Origin of the sequence: Flagellimonas hadalis, assembly GCF_007785775.2 — a bacterium.
Taxonomy (GTDB): Bacteria; Bacteroidota; Bacteroidia; order Flavobacteriales; family Flavobacteriaceae; genus Flagellimonas; species Flagellimonas hadalis.
In genome coordinates this window covers 40708-67669 of the sequence record NZ_VNIK02000003.1, presented here as the reverse complement: position 1 = coordinate 67669, position 26962 = coordinate 40708, and the positions used below count along the sequence as shown (strand labels likewise).

Here is a 26962-nt window from a genome sequence, read left to right as displayed (position 1 = left end):
TTGTAAAGTCAACATTATGATCAAAACAGACATCATTATAATTGGAGCGGGACCCACAGGATTGTTCACCGTTTTTGAGGCAGGCTTGTTGAAGCTCAAGTGCCATTTGATAGATGCCTTGGCCCAACCCGGAGGGCAATGTGCCGAGATCTATCCCAAAAAACCGATTTATGACATTCCGGCCTTTCCGGAAATCTTGGCCGGGGATTTGGTGAGCAACCTGATGGAACAGATCAGGCCTTTTGAACCAGGTTTTACCTTGGGCGAACGTGCAGAAACCTTGGACAAGCAAGAGGACGGTTCCTTTATCGTCACCACCAACAAAGGCACCCAACACCAAGCGCCAGTGGTGGTCATCGCCGGTGGACTGGGCTCTTTTGAACCCAGAAAGCCGTTGATCGCCAATATTGGACTCTTTGAGAGCAAAGGCGTGGAGTATATGGTCAAGGATCCTGAGCAGTTCCGGGATAAAAAAGTGGTGATTTCCGGAGGAGGTGATTCCGCTTTGGATTGGGCCATTTTCTTGGCCGATGTGGCTTCCGAAGTTTCTCTGGTACACCGCAGAAACGAGTTCCGTGGAGCATTGGATTCTGTGGAAAAAGCTAGGGAACTGGCCAAATTGGGCAAAATCCAACTCTACACCGAAGCCGAAGTCCAGGAAATCCATGGAAAGGACGAACTTCAGGCCGTGGTGATCAAGTACAATGATGAAGCCAAGGAAGACTCCTACGTGGAGACGGATTTCTTTATTCCGTTGTTCGGGCTTTCACCAAAATTGGGTCCTATCGGCAATTGGGGCTTGGAAATCGAGAAGAACGCCATTAAGGTGAACAATGCCAAGGATTACCAGACCAACATTCCAGGCGTATTTGCCATAGGGGATGTCAACATTTATCCCGGTAAATTGAAATTGATCTTGTCCGGTTTCCACGAAGCCGCGGTAATGTGCCAGTTTGCCTATCAGATTATCAATCCGGACAAACGCTACGTGATGAAATACACTACAGTGGGCGGTGTGGAAGGATTTGATGGTTCCAAAAAAGAGGCCAAGAAAGAAGTGGTGCAGAGCATCAATTAAAACAGGTACATTATTAACCAGTAAGAATTGTATTATATTGCTCTTCATTAAATAGAGGAAGAATGAGGAGAAATAATTTGGCTTTTCTGTTATTACTAGTGGTTTTTGTATCCTTAAGTACTGTTTCTTGTAGTGGTGACAATGATATGGGAGAATCTCCTACTGGCGAAACCCCTACCACCCCTGAAGAAAATGAAGAACCAGAGAATGCTGCCCCAGCCTCTTTCGATTTATTAGCGATAGAAGATGGTGAAGATGAAGTGGAATTAAAACCTACATTCGAATGGACGGAAGCCATTGACCCGGAAAATGAGGCGGTTACTTATACCTTGTTCCTTGGTCAAGAAGAAAATCCAGTTTCACAGGTTGCGACGAACCTGAATTCTTTGACTTATAGTTTGGATGACGATTTGGAATTTGCCGCTACCTATTTCTGGAAAGTGGTGGCAGAGGATGGGAATGGTAATGCTACGACCAGTAAAATATATAGTTTCAAGACCAGACCCGTAGGTTCTTTTGTATCCTCGCCTTCTTTTGGCGCACGTCATTTGGCCACAGTTGTAGAATTTAATGGAAAACTTTTCACTATTGGTGGTTATGGTTATAATTCTGACGGGGTATTACATTATTTGGATGATGTTTGGAGTAGTGTCGATGGTGAAAATTGGACTTTGGAAACAGATGCCCCAGGTTTTATGCCGCGATCATTTCATCAAGCGGTCGTTTTTCACAACAAGATGTTTTTGATAGGAGGTTTTAAATGGAATGGAGCCCCTTCCAATGATATTTGGTCCAGTATAGATGGAAAAAATTGGCTCATGGAGAAAGAAAATGCTGAATTTCCAGCAGATTGGGGTCATAAAATTTTGCTGTACAATGATAAACTTTGGTTGATTACAGGAGGACAGAATGAATTTTTCAATCAAAATGTTTGGAGCAGTGATGATGGAGTTAACTGGAGTTTAGTTACTGATGATATTGGGTTTTCCGTGTCGATAGAGCAGGAAGCAGTTGTGTTTAATGACAAAATGTGGGTGGTTGTCCAGGACAAAGTGTTTAGTAGCATAGATGGGATTGATTGGGCGTTGGAATTGGAAAATGCACCATTTCAATCAAATAACAAGGAATATTCTTTGGTATCGATTGAAGAGAAAATGATTTTAATGGTTGAAGGAGCCACTTCTGATAGTTCTGCAGTTGTCTGGAGTAGTACCAATGGTAAGGATTGGGAACAAGAATACCAAGAAACAGGGTTCCCGAACAGACAGGATAATTCTATAGTGGTATTCTTAGACAAGATATATGTAATGCTGGGGTTAAATACGGACATGGGGTACCTAAATGATATTTGGACATTGAACTAAAGACTTATTGGATCGAGCATCCATTTTTGAGTATAGTTTATATGAAAACACCCTCCAAAAGCAATTTCGGAGGGTGTTTTTGTTTTTGCACTATATTTGAATTTTACAATTTGATGGAAGAGTTGTTCACCTTACGGGATTTCTACGGGAAAATGCGATTGCCCATTCCTGACACGATTGGGAAGGACATTGGTCATTTCAATGTGTTCAAGATCGATGAATACCGTACCAAGCTCAATGAAGGGGAAATGCGGTACGATCGGCGTTCCTATTTCAAGATCAGTTTGATCAACGGAAAGAACCGTGCCGAATATGCCGATAAGGTCATCGACATTGCGGACAAGGCTCTTTTATTCGCATCCCCTCGCATCCCATATCACTACGTGCCCCAGGATGAAAACCAATCAGGCTATTTCTGTGTGTTCACCGAGAACTTTTTATCTAAAGATAAAAGCGGGATCATCTTGGAAAAATTGCCCCTTTTTCAACCCGGCGGTTTTCCCATCTTCACTATTGCCGATGAGGAATATGCCGAACTGGAACAACTTTTCCAAAAGATAGACAGGGAGCTGTCCTCGGAATATCCCTTTAAATTTGATTTGATCCGTGCCTATGTTTTGGAACTTTTGCACATGGGGCAAAAGCTGCAACCGGTTCAACCTGTGGACAATGGAAAAAATGCAGCGACCCGAATTACTGACTTTTTTGTGGAACTCTTGGAACGTCAGTTTCCCATCAATACACCATCACAACAACTGTTGCTGAGAACGCCCAACGACTTTGCGGAGCGATTGGCCGTGCACGCCAACCATCTGAACAAAGTGCTCAAGGAAACTACGGGAAGCACTACAACGGCCATCATCCATGCACGCATTTTTGAAGAGGCCAAGATCTTGCTCAACAACACGGATTGGAACATTTCCGAAATTGCGTTCAGTTTGGGATTTGAGGAAGTGGCCCATTTTTCCAATTTCTTCAAAAAGTTTGCACATACCTCCCCATTGAAATACAGAGGCAGTATCGCCATTTGATTTTTGCAAAAAATGGATTGATGCTCGCAATCCATTGGGGTGCCTTGTTTCGGAACTTTGTACCCGAATCAAAAATCAAAATAAAAATGGCAAAAAGTAAAATAGCACTGGTGACCGGGGGCAGTAGAGGCCTCGGTGAAGATATGGCCATCAACTTGGCCAAAAAAGGATTGGACGTGGTATTGACCTACCGGAGTAATAAGGAAGAGGGCGATAATACGGTGAAGGAAATTGAAAACTTGGGGCAAAAAGCCTATGCACTTCAATTGGATGTGGCCGATACAAACAGTTTTGATGCCTTTGTGAACGATGTCAAAAAAGTGGTCGGCTCCCATTTCGGGGCGGACAGCATCGATTTTTTGATCAATAATGCAGGAATCGGGATCAATGCCCCGATCACGGAAACCACCGAAGAGCAGTTCGATACCTTGGTGGACATCCATTTCAAAGGAGCATTTTTTCTCACCCAAAAATTGTTGCCCCTCATGGCGGATGGAGGCGGGATCGTCAATGTTTCGAGCGGATTGGCCAGATTTTCCTTTCCGGGATATTCAGTCTATGGTTCCCTGAAAGCGGCAATGGAAGCACTTACCCGTTATCAAGCCAAGGAATTGGGAGTACGAAAAATACGGTCGAACGTGGTGGCACCAGGGGCCATTGAAACCGATTTTGGCGGTGGCACCAACAAAAATGACGAGGACAAAAGAGCGGCAATTGCCAATTTTACAGCTCTGGGCCGAGTGGGTATCCCCAGTGACATTGGAGGTGTAGTGGCCTTTTTGTGTACGGAAGATGCTAAATGGGTCAATGCGCAGCGCATCGAGGTTTCAGGCGGAATGATGATTTAAAACCTGAAAAAGGATGGTTTAAAACGGGTTGAGCGATCAACCCGTTTTTTTATGCCCGGTTTTCTAAAAATTCAAGGGCTTTTTTTGCTTTTCACTACCGAGTGCCGTTTCTTTGCGGTTCAGTTCATTAATAATTTGAAAGTGTTATCAAGAAAGGTGGAGGGATTGGACCCTGCGAAGCCTTAGCAACCCTCGACTTCGAGAAGGTGCTACATTCTACCCTTGTCCTGAACCGTGATCGGGAAGGTACGGCGCATGATCCTGCCACTGGGGAAGGATAACGTAAAGAATACTTCGCAGTATTTTCCGAGCATTTCTTGATTTCGACATATCCCTTTTTTTTGAAAGGAAATTGTACTATGGAAAAAATTGAAGATATTTTAAAGAAACGGATTTTGGTGTTGGACGGGGCCATGGGCACCATGTTACAGCGCTACAAATTCAAGGAAGAAGATTTTAGGGGAGAGCGTTTCAAAGATTGGCCAACCGACCTGCAGGGCAACAACGACCTTCTATCCTTGACCCAGCCGCAGGCCATTGCCGATGTGCACCGGGCCTATCTGGAAGCTGGTGCGGATATTTTGGAAACCAATACATTTTCGGGGACCACCATCGCCATGGCTGATTACGGTATGGAAGAATTGGTGTATGAACTAAACTATGAATCCGCAAGGATTGCAAAGCAAGTAGCAGAAGAATTTACAAAAAAAGACCCTAGCAAACCACGGTTTGTGGCAGGAAGCATCGGACCCACCAATAAAACGGCAAGCATGTCGCCCGATGTGAACGACCCAGGGTTCCGGGCCGTTTCCTTTGATGAGCTTAGAAAAGCGTACAAGCAGCAAGTAGAGGCACTCTTGGACGGTGGAGCCGATATTTTATTGGTAGAGACCATTTTTGATACGTTGAATGCCAAAGCGGCCCTTTTTGCCATAGAGGAAGTGAAGGACGAGCGCAATATAGAAGTGCCTGTCATGGTCAGTGGTACCATCACCGATGCTTCGGGAAGGACCTTGTCCGGACAGACGGCGGAAGCCTTCTTGATCTCAATTTCACACATTCCAATCTTGTCCGTTGGTTTCAACTGTGCGCTTGGTGCCAAACAGTTGGTGCCCCATTTGGAAGTGATTTCGGCCAAATCTGGATTTGCCACCTCGGCCCACCCCAATGCAGGACTGCCCAACGCTTTTGGAGAGTATGATGAAACCCCGGAACAGATGGCCGCCCAGATCAAGGAATATGTGGAAAAGGGGCTGGTGAACATTGTGGGCGGTTGCTGCGGAACCACACCGGAGCATATCAGGGCCATTGCAGATGTTGTTAAAGAATACACACCTAGAAAATTGGAAACCACCTATGAAAAAACCATTTAGTATATCCGCTTTGATCATTGCCATGGTCTCTTTTATTTCCTGTGGGGAGAAGGAAAAGCCCAAAGAGAACGAAACCGCAGTCGTTGAGACCAAAAATGAAATCATGGGCAGTTGGCTTTTGGTCTATGGCGAAACCAGGACGGCGGATACCGTTGAAGTGAAAGACTTGTCCAATACTGAGTTCATGAAGATATTGAACGAGGACCATTTTGCCTTTTTCAACCAAAAGAAAGATACCGCCGAGGGCTTTTACGGAGGTGCTGGTACCTATACGCTGAAAGAGAGTGTGTACACCGAAAAACTGGACTACATCGGCGTGAAGGAATTGCGTGGACATGAATTTACTTTTGATGTGGAGATCAAGGGGGATACCCTCATCCAATCAGGTGTGGAGGATGTGCCCGAGGCAGGTATCAAAAGGCATATCGTGGAGAAATACATAAGAATCAAGTAAAACCAAGGCATGGCTGAAACAAGAGCTTTGAAACTATCTGGTCTGGAACCCTTGGTGATCACTCCCGAGAGCAATTTCATCAATGTGGGGGAGCGTACCAATGTGGCCGGTTCCAAACGGTTTTTGAGGCTGATCAAAGAAGAAAAGTTCGATGAGGCGCTTGACGTTGCACGAGATCAAGTGGAAGGAGGCGCCCAGATCATCGACGTGAACATGGATGATGGACTGATCGATGGAAAAGAAGCTATGGTCAGGTTCTTGAACCTGATCGTTTCCGAACCCGATATTGCCCGTGTGCCCATCATGATCGATAGCTCCAAATGGGAGATCATCGAGGCGGGACTGCAAGTGGTACAGGGCAAATGCGTGGTGAATTCCATCAGCCTGAAAGAAGGTAAAGAAGAGTTTGTGCACCATGCAAAGCTCATCAAGCGATATGGTGCTGCCGTGATCGTGATGGCCTTTGATGAAGTGGGCCAGGCCGATACCTTGGAACGCCGTAAGGAAATTGCCAAACGGTCCTATGATATTTTGGTCAACGAAGTGAAATTTGCCCCAGAGGACATCATCTTCGACCTGAATATTTTTCCAGTGGCCACAGGAATGGAGGAACATAGGCGCAATGCCCTTGACTTCATTGAGGCGACCCGTTGGGTGAAGAATAACCTTCCCCATTGCAGTGTGAGTGGCGGGGTCAGCAATGTTTCCTTTTCTTTTCGAGGGAACGACCCAGTTCGGGAGGCCATCAATTCGGCCTTTTTGTACCACGCCATCAAGGCAGGGATGAACATAGGCATCGTGAACCCCACCATGTTGGAGGTGTACGATGATATTCCCAAGGATTTGTTGGAGCATGTGGAAGATGTATTGCTCGACAGAAGGGACGATGCCACGGAGCGATTGCTGGAATTTGCTGAGACCGTTGTAGGTACCGCAAAGGAGAGCAAAGTGGACCTGTCATGGAGGCAAGAACCCCTTCAAGACCGAATCACAAGAGCTTTGGTGAAGGGTATAGACCAATATATCGTTGAAGATGTGGAAGAGGCCCGCCAACAAGCCACCAAACCTTTGGAAGTGATCGAGGGCAATTTGATGACCGGAATGAATGTGGTGGGCGACCTGTTCGGGAGCGGAAAAATGTTTCTGCCCCAAGTGGTGAAATCAGCAAGGGTCATGAAAAAAGCAGTGGCCTACCTAACGCCTTTTATTGAAGCATCCAAAGACGAAAATGCCAAGCCGGCAGGAAAAATTTTGATGGCCACGGTGAAGGGCGATGTCCATGATATTGGAAAAAACATAGTGAGTGTGGTGCTCGCCTGCAACAATTATAAGATTGTGGACCTAGGGGTGATGGTGCCCCCTGAAAAGATCATCAACAAGGCCAAGGAGGAGCAGGTGGACATCATCGGCCTTAGTGGTCTGATCACTCCGTCCTTGGATGAAATGGTGTTCTTGGCCAAGGAGATGGAACGTCAGAATTTCAATGTGCCCCTTTTGATCGGTGGCGCAACGACGAGCAAGGCGCATACGGCGGTCAAGATAGACCCCATGTACAGTCATTCCGTGGTGCATGTGAACGATGCATCAAGAGCTGTGACCGTGGTGGGCGACCTGTTGCAGGATAGTACATCGGATGGGTACAAAAAGGCCATCAAACTGGATTATGAAAGTTTCAGGGACAAATTTCTGAGCAGGTCCAGACAGAAGGAATACTTGACTTTGGAAGAAGCGCGGCAGAACAAACTGCGGATTGAATGGAACCCATCCGACATCAAAGTGCCAGAACAATTGGGCATACAGATCATGGAGGATGTGGATTTGAAACTGTTGGTGGATTTCATCGATTGGACCCCGTTCTTCAGAAGTTGGGATTTGCATGGAAAATATCCTGCCATCCTAAAGGATGAGGTGGTGGGCAATCAGGCCACGGAACTTTTTAAAGATGCCCAAGAACTTTTGCAGAAGGTTTTGGATGAAAAACTGCTTAAGGCAAAGGCCATTTTTGGACTGTTTCCAGCCAATCAGATCGATGACGATGATATTGAAGTGCACTTGTCACCTCGAGCGCAGTCGAGAGGTGGTAGGCAGAAGGAGTCTTCTTTAGATTTCTCGACTACGCACGAAATGACAGAAGATACTAAAACAGCTGTTTTCAGGACGCTCCGTCAACAACTGAAAAAAAGGGAAGGGGTTCCCAACATTGCTTTAGCGGACTTTATCGCCCCGAAGGAAACGGGAATACAGGATCATATAGGCTGTTTCTGTGTCAGTGCAGGGTTTGGGACACAGGAGTTGGCAACAGCATTTGAGAAAAAGCATGATGATTACAATTCCATCATGATCAAGGCCCTTGCGGACAGGTTTGCTGAAGCTCTGGCCGAATACCTTCACAAGGAGGTCAGGACCAAGTTTTGGGGCTACGCTGCCGCCGAAACTTTGGACAACAATGCCCTTATCGAAGAAAAATATGAAGGAATCCGTCCGGCACCAGGCTATCCCGCCTGCCCCGACCACTTGGAAAAACTGACCATTTGGGAAGTATTGGACGTGGAAGAAAAAATAGGCGTAAAATTGACCGATAGTTTGGCGATGTGGCCAGCAGCCAGTGTCAGTGGTTATTATTTTGCACATCCGCAGGCCAAATATTTTGGATTGGGCAAAATAGAACAGGACCAAGTCAAGGATTTTGCGGAACGAAAAAGCATAAAACTGGAGGAAGCCCAAAAATGGCTGGCCCCCAACATAGTTGATTAAGACCGATGAAAATTACCGACCACATAAAAAAGGCCAACGGGCAGACCCTTTTTAGTTTTGAGATTGTGCCGCCCGTGAAGGGGAAAAGCATCCAAGAACTCTACAAAAACATAGATCCCTTGATGGAGTTCAAACCTCCGTTCATTGATGTGACCACTTCCCGGGAAGAATACATCTACAAGGAAAAAGATGGATTGCTGGACAAAAAACTGACCCGTACCCGTCCCGGAACTTTGGGTATCTGTGCATCCCTCAAACATAAATACAATGTGGATACCGTGCCACACGTGCTGTGCGGCGGGTTCACCAAAGAAGAGACCGAGTACCTTTTGGTGGACTGCCAATATTTGGAGATAGAGAACGTGATGGCACTTCGTGGCGACGCCCGTAAAGAGGAGAAATATTTTACCCCCACCAAAGGTGGACACCAATATGCGACCGAGTTGGTCAAACAGATCCAGGATATCAACGAAGGGAATTACCTGCATGACACCATTGAAGCGAGTGATCTGAGCAGTTTCTGTATCGGTGTGGCCGGTTATCCAGAAAAGCATATGGAAGCACCGTCCCTCCAGTCCGATTTGAAACGATTGAAGGAAAAAGTGGATTTGGGAGCGGATTATGTGGTGACCCAGATGTTCTTCGACAACCAAAAATTCTTCGCGTTTGTGGAGGCAGCACGCGCCATGGGCATCAATGTGCCGATCATTCCGGGCATAAAACCGATTGCTGTAAAAAACCATTTGCAATTGTTGCCACAGGTATTTCGGGTGGACATTCCGCAAGACCTTATCGATGCCGTGGAAGCCTGCAAGACCAATCAAGATGTGCGAAAAGTCGGTGTGGAGTGGGCCATTCAGCAATCACGTGAGCTAAGGGAGTATGGTGTTCCCGTACTGCACTACTATTCCATGGGGAAATCAGATAATGTGGAGGCCATTGCCAAGGAACTTTTTTAATTTCCTACTTTAGCCCTCCATGAGATACCTACTTTATCCCGTATTTCTGCTGTGTCTATGCATTGGATTTTCCCAAGACGGGGATGCTCCAAAAAAGTATACGTTGGATATGAGCCAGTTCTATGGTTCCATCCTCTTGCACAATACGGATATTTCCCACCTGATCACGAACCATCCCGGGGGTGTCATTTTGGGATTCAACCGCAAGCGTTTTGGACATGAGGATTGGGAGGCAGCCCTTGGCTACCCCGATACCGGCTTTTCCTTTGTGTACCAGGATATGAACAATCCTACCCTTGGCGAACATTTTGGGCTGTATGCCCATTACAACTTTTACTTTTTAAAGAGAAACCTTCAGCTTCGGATTGGCCAGGGAGTGGCCTACAACACCAATCCCTACGACAAAAATGAAAATTTCAGGAACAATGCCTATGGCAGCCATCTATTGAGTTCCACCATGGTGATGTTCAATTACCACAAGGAAAATATTGTGGCGGGATTGGGATTCAAGGCAGGGATTTCGCTCATTCATTACTCCAATGCCAATTTCAAGGCCCCCAACACATCCACCAACACCATGGCCTTTAATTTTGGCCTGACCTACGATTTTGACCAGGATACCACCATTGAATATATAGAACCGAAAGAAAAGGAAAAAATAAAGGAGCCCATTCGCTATAATTTGGTGCTCCGCGGTGGAGCCAACGAGAGTGATGTGATCGATATGGGGCGATATGGCTTTGCCATTGTTTCAGCTTATGCCGATAAGCGTTTGGGAAATCGGAGTGCCATTCAGTTGGGGACCGATGTTTTCTTTTCCAACTTTCTGAAGGAATTGATCCGTTACCAGTCCACCTCTTTTCCCGAATTGGATGTGGCCCCCGATACCGATTACAAAAGGGTAGGGGTATTTTTGGGACACGAACTCTTCGTGAACAAATTGAGTGTGGTGGCCCAACTGGGATATTATGTGTACTATCCGTTCGACTTTGAAGGACGAATGTACAACCGGGTAGGGTTGAAACGGTATTTTGGAGACAAGGTGTTCGGAGCGGTCACCTTAAAATCGCACGGGGCCAAAGCAGAGGCCTTGGAATTTGGAATTGGTGTAAGATTATAGAATTGAGATTTGAGATGTTAGAAATTAGAAATCAAATGATAATCAAAAATGCCACCGCGAGAAATGTCATCCTGAGCGCAGTCGAAGGAGCTTTCGCAAGGTGCTTTGTGTTCATTGCTTTTCTGATGCTGATTTCCTGCAACGGCGAAAACGTGCCCGATTGTTTTCAGAATGCAGGTGATATGGTCCGTCGACCCATTGATGTTCCTGCCTTCACGACCATTACTGTTTTTGAGAACCTGAATGTGGTTCTGAAACAAGGAGATGAACAAAGGGTGGAAATTGAAACAGGCGAATACCTACTGAACGATGTTTCCGCCGTGGTTGAAGATGGCCGTTTGATCTTGCGGAACGAAAACAGTTGCAATTATGTTCGGGAATATGGATTGACCACGCTATATGTCACCTCACCGAATATCACCGAAATTCGGAGCAGCACGGGATTACCGATAACAAGTGATGGGGTTTTAGACTATCCAAGTATCTCCCTAATATCAGAAAGCTATACAAATCCAGAGACCGAGACCACCGATGGTTCCTTTGACCTGAACCTGAATGCCACATCGGTCAGGATTGTGGTCAATGGGATAGCATATTTCAAACTGCAGGGAACTACGGAAAATTTCAATGTCACCGTCGCCGCTGGTGATTCCAGAATCGAAGCGGAGGATTTGATCTCGCAAAACGTGACCATCAACCATAGGGGGTCCAACGATATTTTTGTAAATCCGCAGCAACGGTTGAGCGGGGTCATTCGTGGCACCGGGGATGTGATCAGCGTCAATCGCCCTTCGGAAGTGGACGTGGAAGAACTGTTCAATGGCCGTTTGATCTTTCAAGAATAGATGTGCGTCCATAACGAACGCAAAACTTCAGGAACTCCCAAGTTTTCTCAGTACTTTTCGGATAGCTAAAACATGACATTTTGGGCAGATTTGTTCCCTTTATCAAGCGTTTGTTCTCCTTTGCACCCAAAGTGAGGTCTTTGGAGGGACTCCATGGTCTGGAAAAGGCAGATGCCCTTTTTCACAACCTCGTGGCCGAAAACAAAGTGCCCGGCTTGGCTGTTACCATATTGGAGAAAGGCCAAGTGCTGTTGCAAAAAGGATATGGCCGGGCCGATCTGGAACGAAAAATTCCTGTTGACCCCAAACAAACAGTCTTTAGGATAGCCAGTATCTCCAAGTGCATCACGGGATTGGCCTTGGGGAAGATGATGGAAGAGGGGCTTGTGGAGTTGGACGCCTCATTTTATGGGTATGTCCCGTATTACCCAAAAAAGGACCATGATTTCACATTACGCCAATTGGCAAGCCATACGGCCGGGATCAGGGGATACCGCGGCAAGGAATTCGCACTGAACCAGGGCTTTTCCATCAAGGATAGCATCGGTATTTTCCAGCACGACCCCTTGGTCTTCGAACCGGGAAAGGGGTATCTGTACAACAGTTTTGACTTTGTGTTGTTGTCATTGGCCATGCAAGAGGCCAGTGGAGTCCCGTTTCAAAAATACGTACGGGAAAAAGTGTTCATCCCTTTAGGGATGCGAAGTACCTTTTCACCTCAAGATGCGGATGTCAGTTCGATTGCAATCAGCGACATGGCACAATTCTATACCAAAAGTTCCTTATGTTTCAAGAAATCGATGGACGTGGACAATGCCTACAAATTGGCAGGTGGCGGATTTTTATCCACCAGTAACGATATTGCCCATATGGGACAGGCTATTTTAGAGGGAAAACTGCTCAAAAAGGGAACTTACGAACAGTTATTGACCACACAAATGGTACATAGAAAGCCTACGTACTATGGTCTGGGTTTTCAGGTGAGCCAAGATGCCAATGGTAGGGATTTTGTGGGTCATGTGGGCAATAGCGTTGGTGCGTACACCAACTTTTTTGTGTATCCGAAGGAAGAAAAAGTGATTTCCATATTGATCAATTGCACCGACCCGAAGGTGCAAGAGCAACTGGATATGGCCATTTCGTCCATTGTAGGGGAAAGGGATTAGACCTTGCCCGCCATCAGCTCCTCTTTCTCCAAAGCAAATTTTTTGCAAAGATCAAGGGTTTCGGTCACATCCTCCAAGCTGGTCCTGGGGTTGATGAGGCACATGCGCAGCACCACCTGTCCATGGAGCAGGGTCGTGACCAACAATGCCTTCCGGGAGTCCACCACATGTTTTGAAATGTACTGATTGATCTCGTCCAGTTCTTTCTCGTTATAGTTTTGCTTGATGGGGTTGTACCTGAAATTGATCACGGCCAAGGTTGCCGGAAAGACGACTTCCCAACTTTTGCTGCCCCGCAACAGATTTTCCACCTCTTCGGCTAGGTCAATGTTGTAGGTGACGGCATCCCTGAATTCCTTGAGACCAAAGGTTTTTAGGGACATGTAGAACTTGAGTGCCCTGAACCTTCGGGTGAGTTGGATGCCATGGTCGTAAAAATTGATCTCCGAGGTGTTCCCTTCGATATCACGGAGATACTCCGGTTTTTCGGTGAAGGTGTGGCTGAGGTTTTTGTGGTTCCGTACCAACAAACAGCCCATTTCATACGGCTGATAGAACCATTTGTGTGGATCAACGGTCAGGGAATCCGCCTTTTCAATGCCTTTCAACAGCTGTTTGCCCTTGACGGACAATATGGCTGCACCGCCATAAGCACCATCGATATGGAACCAAATATCTTCCTTCTTGCAGATTTTTGCCAGCTCGGACAGCGGGTCAACGGTGCCCGTGTTGGTGGTTCCGGCAGAAGCGATCAAGCAAAAGGGTTGCAGACCTTCCAATCGATCCTTGGCAATACAGTTTTTGAGTTTGTTCAGCGCAAACTTGAACTCATTGTCGGTGGGGATGATCCGGATCTGTTCCTTTTTGAAGCCCAGCACCCGAATGGCCTTGATGTTGGAGGAGTGGGCCTGATCGGACAGGTAGATGACCGCTTTGGAAAAATCGTCCCCACATTTGATCCTTCGGGCCGTTACCACTGCCGTCAAGTTCGCCATGGAACCGCCACTGGTGAAAATTCCACCTCCCTTTTTTCCGGGAAAACCAAAGATCTTCAACAGCCATTGAATGGTCACGATCTCCAGTTCTGCGGCAGCTGGGGAAGCCGACCATCCCCCAGAAAAGATATTGTAGCCAGTGGCAAGTGCATCGGCCATAACGCTGACATAGTTGCTGGGACCGGGCACAAAGGAGAACGACCTTGGGTGGGCCATATTGGCACTATTGGTCATCACTTTTTCCAACACAAAATCCAAAACCTTGGAGGCTTCCATGCCCGCTTCTGGGGCCTCTTCCAAAAAAAGATGGTCCATTTCCTCCCGCGAACCCCATGCCACGGGAAATTTTTGGTGTTGGGTATGGTGGTGCTCCACAATCGCATCCACGATCTGGTAACCATATTTTTGCATCTCCTCTTTGGAAAGTTCCAATCTCGCAGTGTTCTTCTTCATGGGGTCTGTTTCTGTTGGACTGCAAAAATATCATATTTGGAATGGCTGGAAACTGGAAAAGACCAGAAATCTGTTTTTAGGGCGAGTAATGCTACCTTTGCCAATGGAACCGCCCTGCACATTTTTTATTATGGGAAAACAGGATATAGCGAACAGAAAGGACATCTTAGTATTGGTGCACCGCTTTTATGAAAAAGTACGTGCTGATGCGGAAATTGGCCATTTTTTCAATGAAACAATCACCGATTGGCCCAAACACATGGAAAAGTTGACCGATTTTTGGGAGATGAACCTGTTCTTCGTCCAAAAATACAACGGAAACCCGCTTCAGGTGCATGCTGATTTGGACAGCGATATGGGCAGGACCATTGAAAATTATCATTTTGGGATATGGCTCAGGCATTGGTTTGCCACACTGGACGCTCATTTTAGAGGTCCAAATGCTGAAAAAGCGAAACAACGGGCCAGAAATATCAGTGTCCGAATGTTCATTGCGATATATGAACAGCGAAAGCGGGACGGGGTTCTCTAATATCCCAAAAATTAACGGGTAAGTTCGGTAAAAAGACTCTCCAGGTTTTTGTTTTTTCGGCTCAATTGGAGCGTTTTCAACTGGTTGTCGTGGGCAAAATCGAAAACGGCAGGTCGCATGTCCGTAGAGGTGCTGAACATGATCTCATATACAAAACCGCCAGTGTTGGTCACCTTGGACACGTGGGGCAGCTGTTGCAGCAATTGTTCCTCCACCCGGTAATCGAACTCCACTTCGATGATCTGTTCTTCCGCTTCACGCAGTTCCTCCAGTTTTTTGTCGGCCACCAGTTGTCCTTTGTTGATGATGATGACCCTGTCGCAAACGGCTTCCACTTCCTTCATGATGTGTGTGGACAACAGGATCGTCTTTTCCTTTCCGATATTGCGTATCATTTTTCGTATCTCGATCAATTGGTTGGGATCAAGTCCCGTGGTGGGCTCATCCAAGATCAGTACTTCCGGATCGTGGAGAAGGGCAGCGGCCAAACCCACGCGCTGGCGGTATCCTTTGGATAACTGGCCTATTTTTTTGTGGGCTTCCGGGGTGAGCCCGGTCTGCTCGATCACTTCCTCGATCTTTGATTTTGGAACCTTGTACACATCTGCGTTGAAGGCCAAATATTCCTTTACATACATTTCCAAATAAAGGGGGTTGTGTTCTGGTAGGTAACCAATACTTTCCTGAACGGCCCTTTCGGCTGTGAGCACATCATGTCCGTTCACTGCGGCATCACCGCTGTCCGCTTTGTAGTAGGTGGTCAAAATCCGCATCATGGTCGACTTTCCTGCCCCATTGGGACCCAAAAAACCAACAATCTCCCCTTTTTTAATGGAGAAGGAAACATTGTTCAGAGCTTTTTGCTGACCAAAGGTCTTGGTGATGTTCTTTACGATGATGGACATTCAATTGGGTTTGGAAACCAAAAATACACTTTTAGATGTTTCAATCCATTCCTTTGTTTGGCCTGAAATGTGGAAACTTCTGGCGAGTTCAAATCGCAATGGGAAATGAATTCTCAAAAAAAGGGCGTTTTCTTGGATACAATTTGCAATGAAATTGGCTTTTTCAAAAAAAATCAAAAAAAATTTATGAATGATCGTCATTTTCGGATTGAATACCTAAATTAGCCGGGAATTTACATCGAAATGACAAACACGTATTTCTGGAACGGTTTTTATTTTTACTTCTTTTTTAAGAGAGGTACGGGACTGTTGTAGATACGTTTAAAGTATAACCAATACATGAAGTCCCGATACAAATCGGGGCTTTTTTTTTGCCATGGGTTTAAAAATAGCCATACAGGGAATCAAGGGATCCAACCACCATCAGGTCGCAAAGGATTTTTTTGGGGATGACATTGAGTTATTGGAATGCATGACCTTTGATGCCATCATCGACCACCTGTTGGATGGGACTGCGGACAAAGGCATCATGGCCATTGAAAATTCCATCGCGGGTTCCATTATCCCGAATTATAACCTGGTGTATCATAACAAAATACATGTGATCGGGGAACATTATCTGAGCATCCATCACAACCTTATGGTGCTGAAGGGAACTACCATGGAAGACGTAAAGGAAGTCCACTCGCACCCTATGGCCTTGTTGCAGTGCAAGGAGTTCTTCAAGGACCATCCGCACATCAAATTGGTGGAAAGTGTGGATACCGCCGAGACGGCCAAACGTATTAAAGAAGGCAGATTGGCTAATATTGCTGCAATTGCTCCAAAAATGGCTGCCGATCTCTATGATTTGGATATTATTGCCCCTGAAATTCAGACCATAAAGAACAATGCCACGCGTTTCATCATTCTTAAAAAGCAGAACAAGGTCCTGCCCAAGGAAGAAATCAATAAAGCGTCGTTGCGTTTTATGACCGATCACAAAAGGGGGAGCTTGGCCACGGTACTGAACGTGATGAGCGATTGCAACATGAACCTGACCAAGATACAGTCCCTCCCGGTGATCGAGACTCCATGGAAATATGCTTTTTTTGTGGATGTGACCTTTGAAGAGTATGACCACTTTTCCAAGGCAAAATCCCTGCTAGAGATCATGGCTGAGGATTTTACGGTCTTGGGTGAATATAAAAACGCATTGTTGATATGATTACAGCGGACAGGCTACACAGTGTGCAGGAATATTACTTCTCCAAAAAGTTGCGGGAAGTAAGGGGATTGATGGACCAAGGAAGGCCCATCATCAACATGGGCATTGGAAGTCCCGACTTGGCGCCATCACCAAAGGTGATGGAAACGTTGAGGGACTGCATTGCCGATGCAGGCGCACACCAATACCAAAGCTATCAGGGACTCCCAGAGCTCAGAAAGGCCATTGCCGATTTTTACCAACAAAAATTTGGGGTTGCCGTTGATCCCTCCACCGAAATATTGCCCTTGATGGGCTCCAAGGAAGGCATCATGCACATCAGCATGGCGTTCTTGAACGTGGGGGACGAAGTGTTGTTGCCCAATCCGGGCTACCCAACATATGCTTCCGTGACCAATTTGGTTGAAGCTGTTCCGGTGACCTATGACCTGAATTTGGAAAATGGTTGGTTCCCCAATTTGGAAGAACTGTCCAAAAAAGACCTCTCCAAAGTGAAATTGATGTGGGTCAGCTACCCACACATGCCCACGGGGGCCACAGCAACGATGGATCAACTGGAATCTTTGGTGGATTTTGCCAAAGCGAACAATATTTTGCTGGTCAATGACAATCCATACAGTTTTGTATTGTCCAAAGATCCGATGAGTATTCTGGCCATCGATGGGGCAAAGGAATGCACCTTGGAACTGAACAGTCTCAGCAAGACCTTCAACATGGCCGGCTGGCGTGTGGGGATGGTATTGGGCAGTACGGAGCACATCAACGCTGTGCTCAAGGTGAAGAGCAATATGGATTCGGGTATGTTCTACGGTATTCAGAAAGGTGCGGTTGCCGCCCTTCAAAGTGGCCCCGAATGGTTTGAGGAATTGGATAAAGTGTACACGAAAAGAAGGGAGCTGATGTTCCAATTGGCGGATAAACTGGGCTGTGAATACGACCGAAATGCCGTGGGCATGTTCGTTTGGTGCAAACTCCCCGAACGTTCACTTTCTTCCGAAGCGTTCATCGATAAGGTGTTGTATGAGAAGGACATTTTCATTGCGCCAGGTACCATCTTTGGCAGCAATGGTGAAGGATACATTCGATTTTCCCTCTGTGTAAAAGAAGAAAAAATCAAGGAAGCCATAGAAAGATTTTAGCATGGACGTAGTCGTAATAGGAATAGGATTGATTGGGGGGTCGTTCGCCAAGGATGTAAAAAAAATGCATCCCCATGCCAATATCATTGGTGTGGACAAGAATGAGGCCCATTTGGAAGAGGCCATCTCACTTGGGATCATTGATGAAAAGGGAAGTTATGGTTCCTTGGAGACTGCGGATATGGTGTATGTGAGTATCCCTGTCAATGTTCTGGTCACTGAACTGCCCAAGATTTTGGATTCGGTGGGGGACGAAACTGTAGTGATGGATGCGGGTTCCACCAAACGGTTGATCTGCGAAAGTGTAGCAGACCATCCCAAGCGAAGGAACTTCATGGCCTGCCACCCCATTGCGGGGACCGAGTTTTCAGGACCATCGGCCGCCTTGGAAGGACTGTATGCTGAAAAGACGATGATCATTTGTGAGGTAGAGAAAACAGCATTCAAACTACAGGAAAGGGCTTTGGCCATTTTTCAGGAAATGGGAATGCGAATCCGGTACATGAACCCCGTGGCACATGACAAACATATCGCCTATGTATCCCATTTATCACACATCAGCTCATTTATGTTGGGAAAGACGGTTATTGAGAAAGAAAAAAATGAGCGTGATATTTTTGACATGGCGGGAAGTGGTTTTGAGAGCACGGTCCGATTGGCCAAAAGTTCGCCCGATATGTGGACCCCCATATTTGAGCAGAACAAGGACAATGTGGTGGAGACCTTGGAGGAGTATATCCAAAACCTGACCACCTTCAAACAATTGATCATGGACAACGATTTTGAAAATGTCCATCTGGAAATGAGCAATACCAATAAAATAAAACAAATACTAAAAGGAATTCCACTTACAAAAAAATAGGAAGCATTATGGAAAACAAAAAGGAAATGAGGAAATGGTTGGATGATATGAACCTGTCACATCCATTGGTAATAGCCGGGCCATGCAGTGCCGAGACAGAAGATCAGGTACTGAAGATCGCACACGAACTGAAGGATACCGATGTGAGCTACTACCGTGCCGGGATCTGGAAACCCAGAACGCGCCCTGGAAATTTTGAGGGAGTGGGAGCCATAGGATTGAAATGGTTGCAGAAGGTGAAAGAGGAAACCGGATTGAAGACCGCTACCGAGGTGGCCAATAGGGCCCATGTGGACCTTGCATTGGAATACGATGTGGACCTGTTGTGGATCGGTGCGCGATCTACCGTGAGCCCGTTCATCATCCAGGAAATTGCGGATGCCCTTGAAGGTACCGATAAGATCGTATTGGTGAAGAACCCCGTCAACCCGGACCTATCCTTATGGCTGGGTGCTGTGGAGCGTCTGCATACGGCCAATATCAAGAAATTGGGGGTGATCCACCGAGGCTTTTCCACTTATGAGAAGACCAAGTACCGAAACATTCCCGAATGGCAGTTGGCCATCGAGCTTCAAACGAAGTTCCCCGACCTGCCCATCATCAACGACCCGAGCCATATTACCGGAAAGCGTGACATGATCTTTGACGTATCACAAACGGCTTTGGACCTGAACTTTGACGGGTTGATGATCGAGACCCACCACGATCCGGACAATGCCTGGAGCGATGCTGCACAGCAAGTGACCCCTAAACGATTGGTACAGATCATGAAAGATCTCCGCATACGAAAAGAAACCGACGAAGAGGCTGAGTACAACAGCAAATTGAGCAACCTAAGGGCGCAGATCGATGTGTTGGACAACCAATTGATCGACCTGCTCGGGAAACGGATGAAGGTTTCCGACGGCATCGGTGAGCTCAAAAAGCAAAAGAACGTTGCCGTATTGCAAAGCAACCGTTGGAACGCCATTTTGGGCAATATGATCCTGGAAGGAGAGCAGAGGGGATTGAGCGAGGAGTTCATCTTGAAGATGTTCAAGGCCATCCACCAAGAATCCATCAACCACCAGGAAAAGATCATCAACGCATAGGCTGATTTTTTCTGGACCATTATAAAACTATCTGTGGCTTGGTATTTTCCAAGATTGCAGATAGTTTTTTTGTTTGGAACTGTAACAAATGGAAATGCAGCTCATCTTTATGGAGTGAAAACGAACACTTTCAAACAATAAAGTATTTATTTACAGTAACCTATAAATTTTTATTCCGATGAAAAAACTATACACATGGGGTCTTCTATTACTACCTTTATTGACATTCGCCCAGCGGATCATAGATACTGAGGTGGGGGAATTTAACGAGATCAAGGTCTTTGACCTGATCGAGGTGAACCTGATACAATCCGATGAGAACAGGATCATGATCAAGGGGTGGAATGTGGATGATATTACCTGGGCCAACAAGAAAGGTGTGTTGAAACTCCGCATGCAATTGGATAAAAAATTCCAGGGCGAGGACACCATGATAGAGGTGTACTATACCAACTTGGACGTGATCGATGGCAACGAAGGGGCGCAGATCACTTGCAACGAAATGGTGCAGAAGAGCAAAATTGAGCTCCGGGCACAGGAAGGAGCCAAGATCCATATCGGGATGGACGTGGATTATGCCGATATCCGTGCGGTCACGGGAGGTATAGTGGAGGCCTCCGGATTGGCCAAGAACCAGACCGTAGTGTTGAACACCGGTGGAATTTTTGACGGTCGCGATCTTCGGACGGCAAACACCGATATCAAAATCTCGGCAGGTGGTGAAGCGGATGTCTTTGCCTCAGAGGTCGTGGACATCAATGTGAGGGCAGGTGGAGACGTGAACGTGTACGGACAGCCCAAAACGGTCCATAAAAAAACTTTTGTGGGCGGAAGGGTCCACATAGTGGATTGAATAATGAAATGAAACAGAAAGCCCGCCTTGGATATCCAAGGCGGGCTTTTTCTTTTGGTCTTTTGGCTTATTACTTCTTGAAGATGTAACGGGTGATGAAGATACCTTGTCCATCGCCTTTTCCGCCTTCACTTTCCACACCGCTCACCACGAAGGCCAGTTCCCATCCGTTGGTGATCATGTCGTTGATCATAGAAGTGATCAGGGCATCGTTGGCCGCAATGTTCTGAAAACGGATACCTCCCAAGTTGTAGAAGTTCAACAGTTTGGTCTCCTCAAAGTTCTTCACACGGATGTCGCCCCTGTCGGCCTTGTTCCTTGTGTTGTCCTCTTCGGTCTGTACGCTGGTGTATTCCTTGTAATCCTTGTCCTCGAGGGCATTGATGATCCTAGATCGGCCAAGACCGTTGGGAACGATGGATTCCACACTGGTAATTACCTTGTACTGTTGTGCGTTCGCGCTGAACGCGGCAGCTAGGGTCATCACTGCGATAAAAACGAAATTTTTCATGATTGATAGATTGTTGATTGTTAAAACTGTTAACAAAGATATGCGCACAAGAAGAAGGATTGTCGTTTCTTTGCAATGAAAATATGAACAAATCGTGAACGGAACTGTTTATAAATCAACAGGAAGCTGGTACACCGTGAAGGCGGAGGATGGTGTTTTTTATGAATGTAGGATAAAGGGCAAGTTCCGGACCCAGGATATCAAAAGTACCAACCCCGTAGCTGTTGGGGACCAGGTGGTTTTTGAGTTGGAAGACTTGGGCGATGAATCGGTCGGGGTCATTTCCGAAATCTTGGAGCGGAAAAACTACATCATTCGAAAATCGGTAAAGCTGTCCAAACAGACCCATATCATCGCTTCCAACCTAGATCAGGTGTTTTTATTGGTGACCCTGAACAACCCGCCCACTTTTACAAGTTTCATTGATCGATTTTTGGTGACCGCTGAAGCCTATGACATTCCCGTTGTGCTCCTGTTCAACAAAATGGATACCTACAATGAGGATGAAAAGACAGAGGTGGCCTATTTGATGGATCTGTACACTAAGATCGGGTACCAATGCATACCGATAGCCGCTAGGAGTGGAAAAAATGTGGATAAGGTAAAAGAATTGATGAAGGACAGGACCAGCATGTTTTCAGGACACTCTGGGGTGGGCAAGTCCACCTTGGTGAACGCCCTGGAAAAGGGACTGCACCTGAAGACGGCCGAAATCTCCGAACAGCACTTGCAAGGACAGCATACCACCACCTTTGCAGAAATGTACGACCTCTCTTTTGGGGCAAGGATTGTAGACACTCCCGGAATCAAAGGATTTGGTATCGTGGATATGGAACAGGATGAGATTGGGGATTATTTCCCCGAGTTCTTCCAATTGAAATCCCAATGCAAGTTCAACAATTGCCTGCATTTGGACGAACCCAAATGTGCCGTGAAGGAGGCCTTGGAAAAAGATGAGGTGGCCTGGAGCAGATACCGTAGCTATGTGCAGATGCTGACCGGCGAGGAAGAAAACTATAGAACGGACAATTACAGATAAAGACAGATGAGGGCAGTGATCCAAAGGGTTTCGAGGGCAAGTGTGACTGTGGATGGACTGGTGGTTTCAGCCATCGGTCAGGGTTTGTTGGTACTGTTGGGCATCGAGGACGCCGATGGTAAGGAGGATACGGAATGGTTGTCCCAAAAAATCACCAATCTTCGCATATTCAATGATGAACATGGGGTGATGAACCGTTCCGTCATGGACCTGGGTGGGGATGTCATCGTGGTAAGCCAATTTACCCTGCATGCCCAGACCAAAAAAGGCAATAGACCATCTTACATCAAGGCATCAAAACCCGATGTGGCCATCCCCATTTATGAGGCATTTGTCCAAAAGATGGAACAGGTTCTGGGCAAGAAAGTCGGGACCGGAATATTTGGTGCAGATATGAAAGTGGAACTGTTGAATGATGGCCCTGTGACCATTACAATGGACACCAAAAACAAAGAATAATTGTTTTTTGTCGAAAAAGTTATATATTTTGTAAGAAATCAAGCACTTTAGCCAACCAAACCTAACCGAATTGCTTAATGAGATTTCTTGCCATACTTTCCGCACTCTTGTGGTGCAGTTTTTCCTTTTCCCAAGACTATAGTATAAGTTCCATACCCAAAGAGCTTCTGGAGAACGCCGATGCGGTCATCCGATTGGACCAATTGGATATCCAGGTCAATTCCATCAACCAGATGACCTATCAGGTCAAACAAATTGTGACGGTGTTGAACAAATCGGGTGATGAGCATGCCACGGCCAGGGTGTTTTACGATGATGATAAAAAAATAAAGAAGATAGAGGCTACGATTTATGATGCCTTCGGGAATGAGCTCGAGCAGATAAAAAAGCGTGATTTCAAGGACATCGCCGCCGCTGATGGTTTTTCCCTTTACTTGGACGACAGGTTGTTGTACCATGACTATGTCCCTGTACAATATCCCCATACAGTTGAATTCACCTATGAAATCGAGACCTCCGATACGGGGATGATACCACAGTGGTACTTTGTGTCGGGCTATGGGGTGAGTGTCCAGAAAAGCAGCTATACCATTACGTATCCATCCCCTGATTTAAAACCCATCATCAAGGAGGAAAATCTTCAGGAAATCGACTTTCAAAAAGAGGAATCCCCTACAATGGTGAGCTACACCTCTTCAAGCATTCCGGCCTTTGCCGAGGAAGGCCTTAGTCCACCTTTTCAAACCTTTTCACCAAGATTGTCCGTCCGTTTGACCAAGTTCCATTACAAGGGGATTGATGCGGAAGTGACCGATTGGAAGGGTTTGGGGGAATGGATCCAGAACGAGCTTTTGTCGGGAAGGGACCAGTTGGAGGAAAGTACCATCTCCAAGGCCAGGGATTTGGTCAAAGGGATAGATGATGATCTGGAAAAGGCCAAGGTGATCTACAAATATGTACAGGACAATACCAGATATATAAGTGTGCAAATTGGAATCGGGGGACTACAGCCCATAAGTGCCATTGAAGTGGACAAGGTAAAGTATGGGGACTGCAAGGGGCTCACCAATTACACCAAGGCATTGCTGGGGGCGGTAGGGGTCCAATCCTACTATACCGTGGTGGAGTCGGGGCGGACCAAGGTTGATTTTGAAGCGGATTTTCCCGATTTGCTTCAAGGGAACCATGTCATTTTGGCCATTCCTTATAAAGACCAATATTATTGGGTGGACTGTACCTCACAGATCCATCCCTTTGGGTTCATTGGCGACTTTACGGACGACAGGATGGTTTTGGTGGTGACCCCGGATGGTGGTGAACTGGTGAGGACGGCTTCCTATTTGGACAATGACAATGCACAGTACATAAAGGCGAATTACAAAATATTGGACAACCTTTCCATTGATGCCCAAGTGGCCATCGAAACCAAAGGCACACAATACGATAACCGTTTTGTGTTGGAACGGAGTTCGAAGGACGACATCAACAAATATTATAAGGACTTTTGGGACAATGTGAACGGCTTGGAGGTCAAGGATTATTCCTTTAAGAACGACAAGGAAGAAGTTTCCTTCACCGAAACCGTGAATTTAAGTGCCAGGAACTATGTTTCCAAGAATGGAAATGATTACCTGCTCATCTTGAACGCCTTCAACAACAACACCTATGTGCCTCCTAGGTACAGAACCAGAAAGTTGCCTTTTACGGTGCAGAGGGGTTTTTATGATCAAGATGAGACCTTGATCGAGATACCTGAAAACTTCCAGTTTGGCGAATTGCCCGAGAAGGTGAATCTGGAAACCGAATTTGGGAGTTACGGTGCCGGGGTGGAGAAAAAAAATGATAGGGAACTGGTGTATAAAAGAACGCTGCTTTTAAAAGCGGGCGAGTACCCCAAGGAATCCTACGATGAATTTAGGTCTTTTTTAAGATCGGTAGCTAAAATGGACAACCAAAAAATACTTCTAAAAAATGAACCTCAAGATTAAATCAATACATCTGATAGTAGCACTGTTGGTGCTAGGGAGCGGCCATGCGCAGGATTTCAAGTTTGGAAAAGTTTCCATGGAAGAGCTTCAAGAAAAAGTGTACCCTGGCGATTCTTCGGCATCGGCAGCATACCTCTTGAAAAAAAGGACCACATATTATACCTACAATAAATCCACAGGCTTGAGACTTATCACGGAAATCCATAATAGAATAAAGATTTACGACAAGGATGGGTTTGACTACGCCAGCGAAATCATCAACCTCTATGAATCTGGTAGTGCAGATGAAGGGGTATCCTCCATTAAAGGATATACCTATACCCTGGAAGATGGTGAAATTGTGGAGACCAAATTGGACAAAAAAGATATATTCAAGACAGAACAGTCCAAGAACCTGAACCAAGTAAAGTTCACCATGCCCAATGTGAAGGAGGGTTCTGTGGTGGAATTTGAGTACAGGATAACCTCTCCGTTCGTGCAGAGCATAGATGAATTTGTTTTTCAGCACGGTATACCCATTAAGAAACTGGAAGCCGAAATGCGGATTTTGGAATATTTCAAGTTCAACCAAAGAACCAAGGGATTTCTTTCCTTCAGGCCTTCGGTCAGGGAGTTTACAGACCATACCATCGGGACAAATGTCACGGAGTTGACCTTTGACCTGGAAAACATACCCGCCCTAAAGGATGAGATCTTTGTGTCCAACATCGCAAACTATAGAGCAGGAATAAAATTTGAGATTGTATCCTTGGAAGTTCCTGGTTCCATGTACGAATCCTATTCCAAAACCTGGGAAGATGTCGTAAAGACCATATACCGCAGTAGTTCCTTCGGGGATGAGCTCAAAAGGAAGAATTATTTTGAAGAAGAATTGGATGCTGTTTTGGCAGGCACCTCAGACCCGTATGCAAGAATGGGCAAGGTTTTGTCATTTGTAAAGCAAAAAGTGAAATGGAACTCGTATTTGGGAGTTGGCTCCAATGAAGGAACAAGGAAAGCATTCAAGGATGGGGTGGGCAGCAGTGCCGATATCAATCTGATGTTGATATCCATGCTCAACCATGCCAATGTAAAGGCCTATCCCGTTTTGGTAAGTACACGGGACCATGGTGTGCCGATTTTCCCTACCCTGGAAGGGTTCAACTATGTGGTGGCAGCGGCCAAGATAGGGGACGGATATCATCTGCTCGATGCCACAAACAGCTTCACAGCAATCGATGTTTTACCCACCAGGGCCCTGAATTGGTTTGGCAGGATCATCTCGGAAGACGGCAATTCCGACATCATAGACCTGATGCCCAAAGAAAAATCGTCGGACATTATCATGATGAATGTGGATTTGACCGATGATGGTGCCATTACGGCCAAGTTCAGGCAGCAGTTCACCAAAAACAATGCCTTTTTGTTCAGGAACCTATACAATGGCGGTACCGAGGAAAGCTTTCTTTCGGATCTGGAGAAAGAGAATGGTGATGTAGAGATAAATGGGTATGAGCTGAAAAACAACTTTGACCTTGAGAAACCCATTATGCAGGATTATGAATTTTATAAGGAAGATGCTTATGAGACCATAGGGGGTAAGATCTATTTTTCACCCCTGTTCCACTTTGCCGTCCAAGAGAACCCGTTCAAAGCTGAAACAAGGGAGTTTCCTGTGGATTATGGTTTTCCTTGGCAAGATAGGCATATGATCACCATCAATATCCCCGAAGGTTATAAGGTGGAACATCTTCCTGAACCCATTAGCATGGTACTTCCGGAAAGTCTGGGCAAGTTCACTTACAATATCTCCTCAATGCAGGACAAGATATCGGTCAGGGTCGAAATTGAAATGAATACCCCAGTTTTCCCGCCTCATTATTATCTAAACCTAAAAGAGTTTTACCGACAAGTGGTGGAAAAGGAATCCGAAAAAATAATCTTGGCCAAGATCTAA

General features: G+C 46.1%; 24 protein-coding genes and 1 riboswitch. Of the genes, 21 read left to right on the top strand and 3 right to left on the bottom strand.

The window, feature by feature from the left end; genetic code table 11:
* The first annotated feature begins 16 nt into the window (after window positions 1-16).
* The 11 genes from FOT42_RS06550 to FOT42_RS06500 all read left to right on the top strand — a co-directional run bounded on the left by FOT42_RS06550 (window position 17) and on the right by FOT42_RS06500 (window position 12992).
* Complete coding sequence (locus FOT42_RS06550; protein ID WP_151889780.1) at window positions 17-1078, top strand: NAD(P)/FAD-dependent oxidoreductase; 1062 nt, start codon at window positions 17-19, stop codon at window positions 1076-1078.
* Window positions 1079-1140: 62 nt separating this feature from the next.
* Window positions 1141-2442 (top strand): DUF6242 domain-containing protein, encoded by a 1302-nt coding sequence (locus tag FOT42_RS06545; protein ID WP_151889779.1) that lies wholly within the window; start codon window positions 1141-1143, stop codon window positions 2440-2442.
* A 113-nt stretch (window positions 2443-2555) separates the two neighbouring features.
* Window positions 2556-3473: a helix-turn-helix domain-containing protein gene (locus FOT42_RS06540; protein ID WP_151889778.1), complete on the top strand. Its 918-nt coding sequence runs from the start codon at window positions 2556-2558 to the stop codon at window positions 3471-3473.
* An 86-nt stretch (window positions 3474-3559) separates the two neighbouring features.
* The gene (locus tag FOT42_RS06535; RefSeq protein WP_151889777.1) at window positions 3560-4321 is read left to right on the top strand and encodes an SDR family NAD(P)-dependent oxidoreductase; all 762 of its coding nucleotides are present in this window, start codon (window positions 3560-3562) and stop codon (window positions 4319-4321) included.
* A gap of 141 nt (window positions 4322-4462) precedes the next feature.
* Window positions 4463-4574: riboswitch (SAM riboswitch) on the top strand.
* A gap of 106 nt (window positions 4575-4680) precedes the next feature.
* A complete protein-coding gene (locus FOT42_RS06530) occupies window positions 4681-5694 on the top strand; it encodes a homocysteine S-methyltransferase family protein (RefSeq protein ID WP_151889776.1) in 1014 nt (337 codons plus the stop codon).
* Window positions 5678-6148: a hypothetical protein gene (locus FOT42_RS06525; protein ID WP_151889775.1), complete on the top strand. Its 471-nt coding sequence runs from the start codon at window positions 5678-5680 to the stop codon at window positions 6146-6148. Before FOT42_RS06530 ends, FOT42_RS06525 begins: the two co-directional genes overlap by 17 nt.
* Window positions 6149-6157: 9 nt before the next feature.
* On the top strand, window positions 6158-8902 hold the full coding sequence (gene metH / locus FOT42_RS06520) for a methionine synthase (RefSeq protein WP_151889774.1): 2745 nt from the start codon (window positions 6158-6160) through the stop codon (window positions 8900-8902).
* A 5-nt stretch (window positions 8903-8907) separates the two neighbouring features.
* Window positions 8908-9861 carry a methylenetetrahydrofolate reductase [NAD(P)H] gene (gene metF / locus FOT42_RS06515; protein ID WP_151889773.1) on the top strand — a complete coding sequence of 318 codons (954 nt, stop codon included), beginning with the start codon at window positions 8908-8910 and terminating at the stop codon, window positions 9859-9861.
* Between the two features lie 19 nt (window positions 9862-9880).
* Window positions 9881-10981, top strand: coding sequence for an acyloxyacyl hydrolase (locus FOT42_RS06510; protein WP_151889772.1), 1101 nt, complete (start codon window positions 9881-9883; stop codon window positions 10979-10981).
* Between the two features lie 125 nt (window positions 10982-11106).
* The gene (locus FOT42_RS06505) at window positions 11107-11826 is read left to right on the top strand and encodes a head GIN domain-containing protein (protein ID WP_226789825.1); all 720 of its coding nucleotides are present in this window, start codon (window positions 11107-11109) and stop codon (window positions 11824-11826) included.
* Between the two features lie 80 nt (window positions 11827-11906).
* Window positions 11907-12992 (top strand): serine hydrolase domain-containing protein, encoded by a 1086-nt coding sequence (locus tag FOT42_RS06500; protein ID WP_226789819.1) that lies wholly within the window; start codon window positions 11907-11909, stop codon window positions 12990-12992.
* On the opposite strand, the gene FOT42_RS06495 is transcribed toward FOT42_RS06500, so the two are convergent.
* Window positions 12989-14440 (bottom strand): pyridoxal phosphate-dependent decarboxylase family protein, encoded by a 1452-nt coding sequence (locus tag FOT42_RS06495; protein ID WP_151889770.1) that lies wholly within the window; start codon window positions 14438-14440, stop codon window positions 12989-12991. The genes FOT42_RS06500 and FOT42_RS06495 overlap by 4 nt on opposite strands.
* A gap of 130 nt (window positions 14441-14570) precedes the next feature.
* Between FOT42_RS06495 and FOT42_RS06490 the strand changes: the two genes are divergently transcribed.
* Window positions 14571-14972 (top strand): group III truncated hemoglobin, encoded by a 402-nt coding sequence (locus FOT42_RS06490; protein ID WP_151889769.1) that lies wholly within the window; start codon window positions 14571-14573, stop codon window positions 14970-14972.
* An 11-nt stretch (window positions 14973-14983) separates the two neighbouring features.
* Here FOT42_RS06490 and gldA read toward each other — a convergent pair whose 3' ends face one another.
* A complete protein-coding gene (gene gldA / locus FOT42_RS06485) occupies window positions 14984-15877 on the bottom strand; it encodes a gliding motility-associated ABC transporter ATP-binding subunit GldA (protein WP_151889768.1) in 894 nt (297 codons plus the stop codon).
* 376 nt (window positions 15878-16253) lie between these two features.
* On the opposite strand from gldA, the gene FOT42_RS06480 reads away from it, so the two are divergent.
* The 5 genes from FOT42_RS06480 (at window position 16254) to FOT42_RS06460 (ending at window position 21029) form a co-directional block, all read left to right on the top strand.
* Window positions 16254-17084 carry a prephenate dehydratase gene (locus FOT42_RS06480; RefSeq protein WP_151889767.1) on the top strand — a complete coding sequence of 277 codons (831 nt, stop codon included), beginning with the start codon at window positions 16254-16256 and terminating at the stop codon, window positions 17082-17084.
* Window positions 17081-18223, top strand: a complete 1143-nt coding sequence (locus FOT42_RS06475; RefSeq protein WP_151889766.1) for a pyridoxal phosphate-dependent aminotransferase — start codon at window positions 17081-17083, stop codon at window positions 18221-18223. Before FOT42_RS06480 ends, FOT42_RS06475 begins: the two co-directional genes overlap by 4 nt.
* Before the next feature lies 1 nt (window position 18224).
* Window positions 18225-19085, top strand: a complete 861-nt coding sequence (locus FOT42_RS06470; protein ID WP_151889765.1) for a prephenate dehydrogenase — start codon at window positions 18225-18227, stop codon at window positions 19083-19085.
* Window positions 19086-19093: 8 nt separating this feature from the next.
* Window positions 19094-20176: a bifunctional 3-deoxy-7-phosphoheptulonate synthase/chorismate mutase type II gene (locus tag FOT42_RS06465; protein WP_151889764.1), complete on the top strand. Its 1083-nt coding sequence runs from the start codon at window positions 19094-19096 to the stop codon at window positions 20174-20176.
* 178 nt (window positions 20177-20354) lie between these two features.
* On the top strand, window positions 20355-21029 hold the full coding sequence (locus tag FOT42_RS06460; protein WP_151889763.1) for a head GIN domain-containing protein: 675 nt from the start codon (window positions 20355-20357) through the stop codon (window positions 21027-21029).
* A 70-nt stretch (window positions 21030-21099) separates the two neighbouring features.
* Here the strand turns inward: FOT42_RS06460 and FOT42_RS06455 are convergent, their stop codons facing one another.
* Window positions 21100-21540 carry a hypothetical protein gene (locus FOT42_RS06455; protein WP_151889762.1) on the bottom strand — a complete coding sequence of 147 codons (441 nt, stop codon included), beginning with the start codon at window positions 21538-21540 and terminating at the stop codon, window positions 21100-21102.
* Window positions 21541-21634: 94 nt separating this feature from the next.
* On the opposite strand from FOT42_RS06455, the gene rsgA reads away from it, so the two are divergent.
* From rsgA to FOT42_RS06435, 4 genes are all read left to right on the top strand, one after another.
* Complete coding sequence (rsgA, locus tag FOT42_RS06450; RefSeq protein ID WP_151889761.1) at window positions 21635-22579, top strand: ribosome small subunit-dependent GTPase A; 945 nt, start codon at window positions 21635-21637, stop codon at window positions 22577-22579.
* A 6-nt stretch (window positions 22580-22585) separates the two neighbouring features.
* Window positions 22586-23038: a D-aminoacyl-tRNA deacylase gene (dtd, locus tag FOT42_RS06445; protein ID WP_151889760.1), complete on the top strand. Its 453-nt coding sequence runs from the start codon at window positions 22586-22588 to the stop codon at window positions 23036-23038.
* Between the two features lie 77 nt (window positions 23039-23115).
* Window positions 23116-25026: a DUF3857 domain-containing protein gene (locus FOT42_RS06440; protein ID WP_151889759.1), complete on the top strand. Its 1911-nt coding sequence runs from the start codon at window positions 23116-23118 to the stop codon at window positions 25024-25026.
* Window positions 25010-26962: a DUF3857 domain-containing protein gene (locus FOT42_RS06435; protein WP_226789818.1), complete on the top strand. Its 1953-nt coding sequence runs from the start codon at window positions 25010-25012 to the stop codon at window positions 26960-26962. The genes FOT42_RS06440 and FOT42_RS06435 overlap by 17 nt, the downstream gene beginning before the upstream one ends.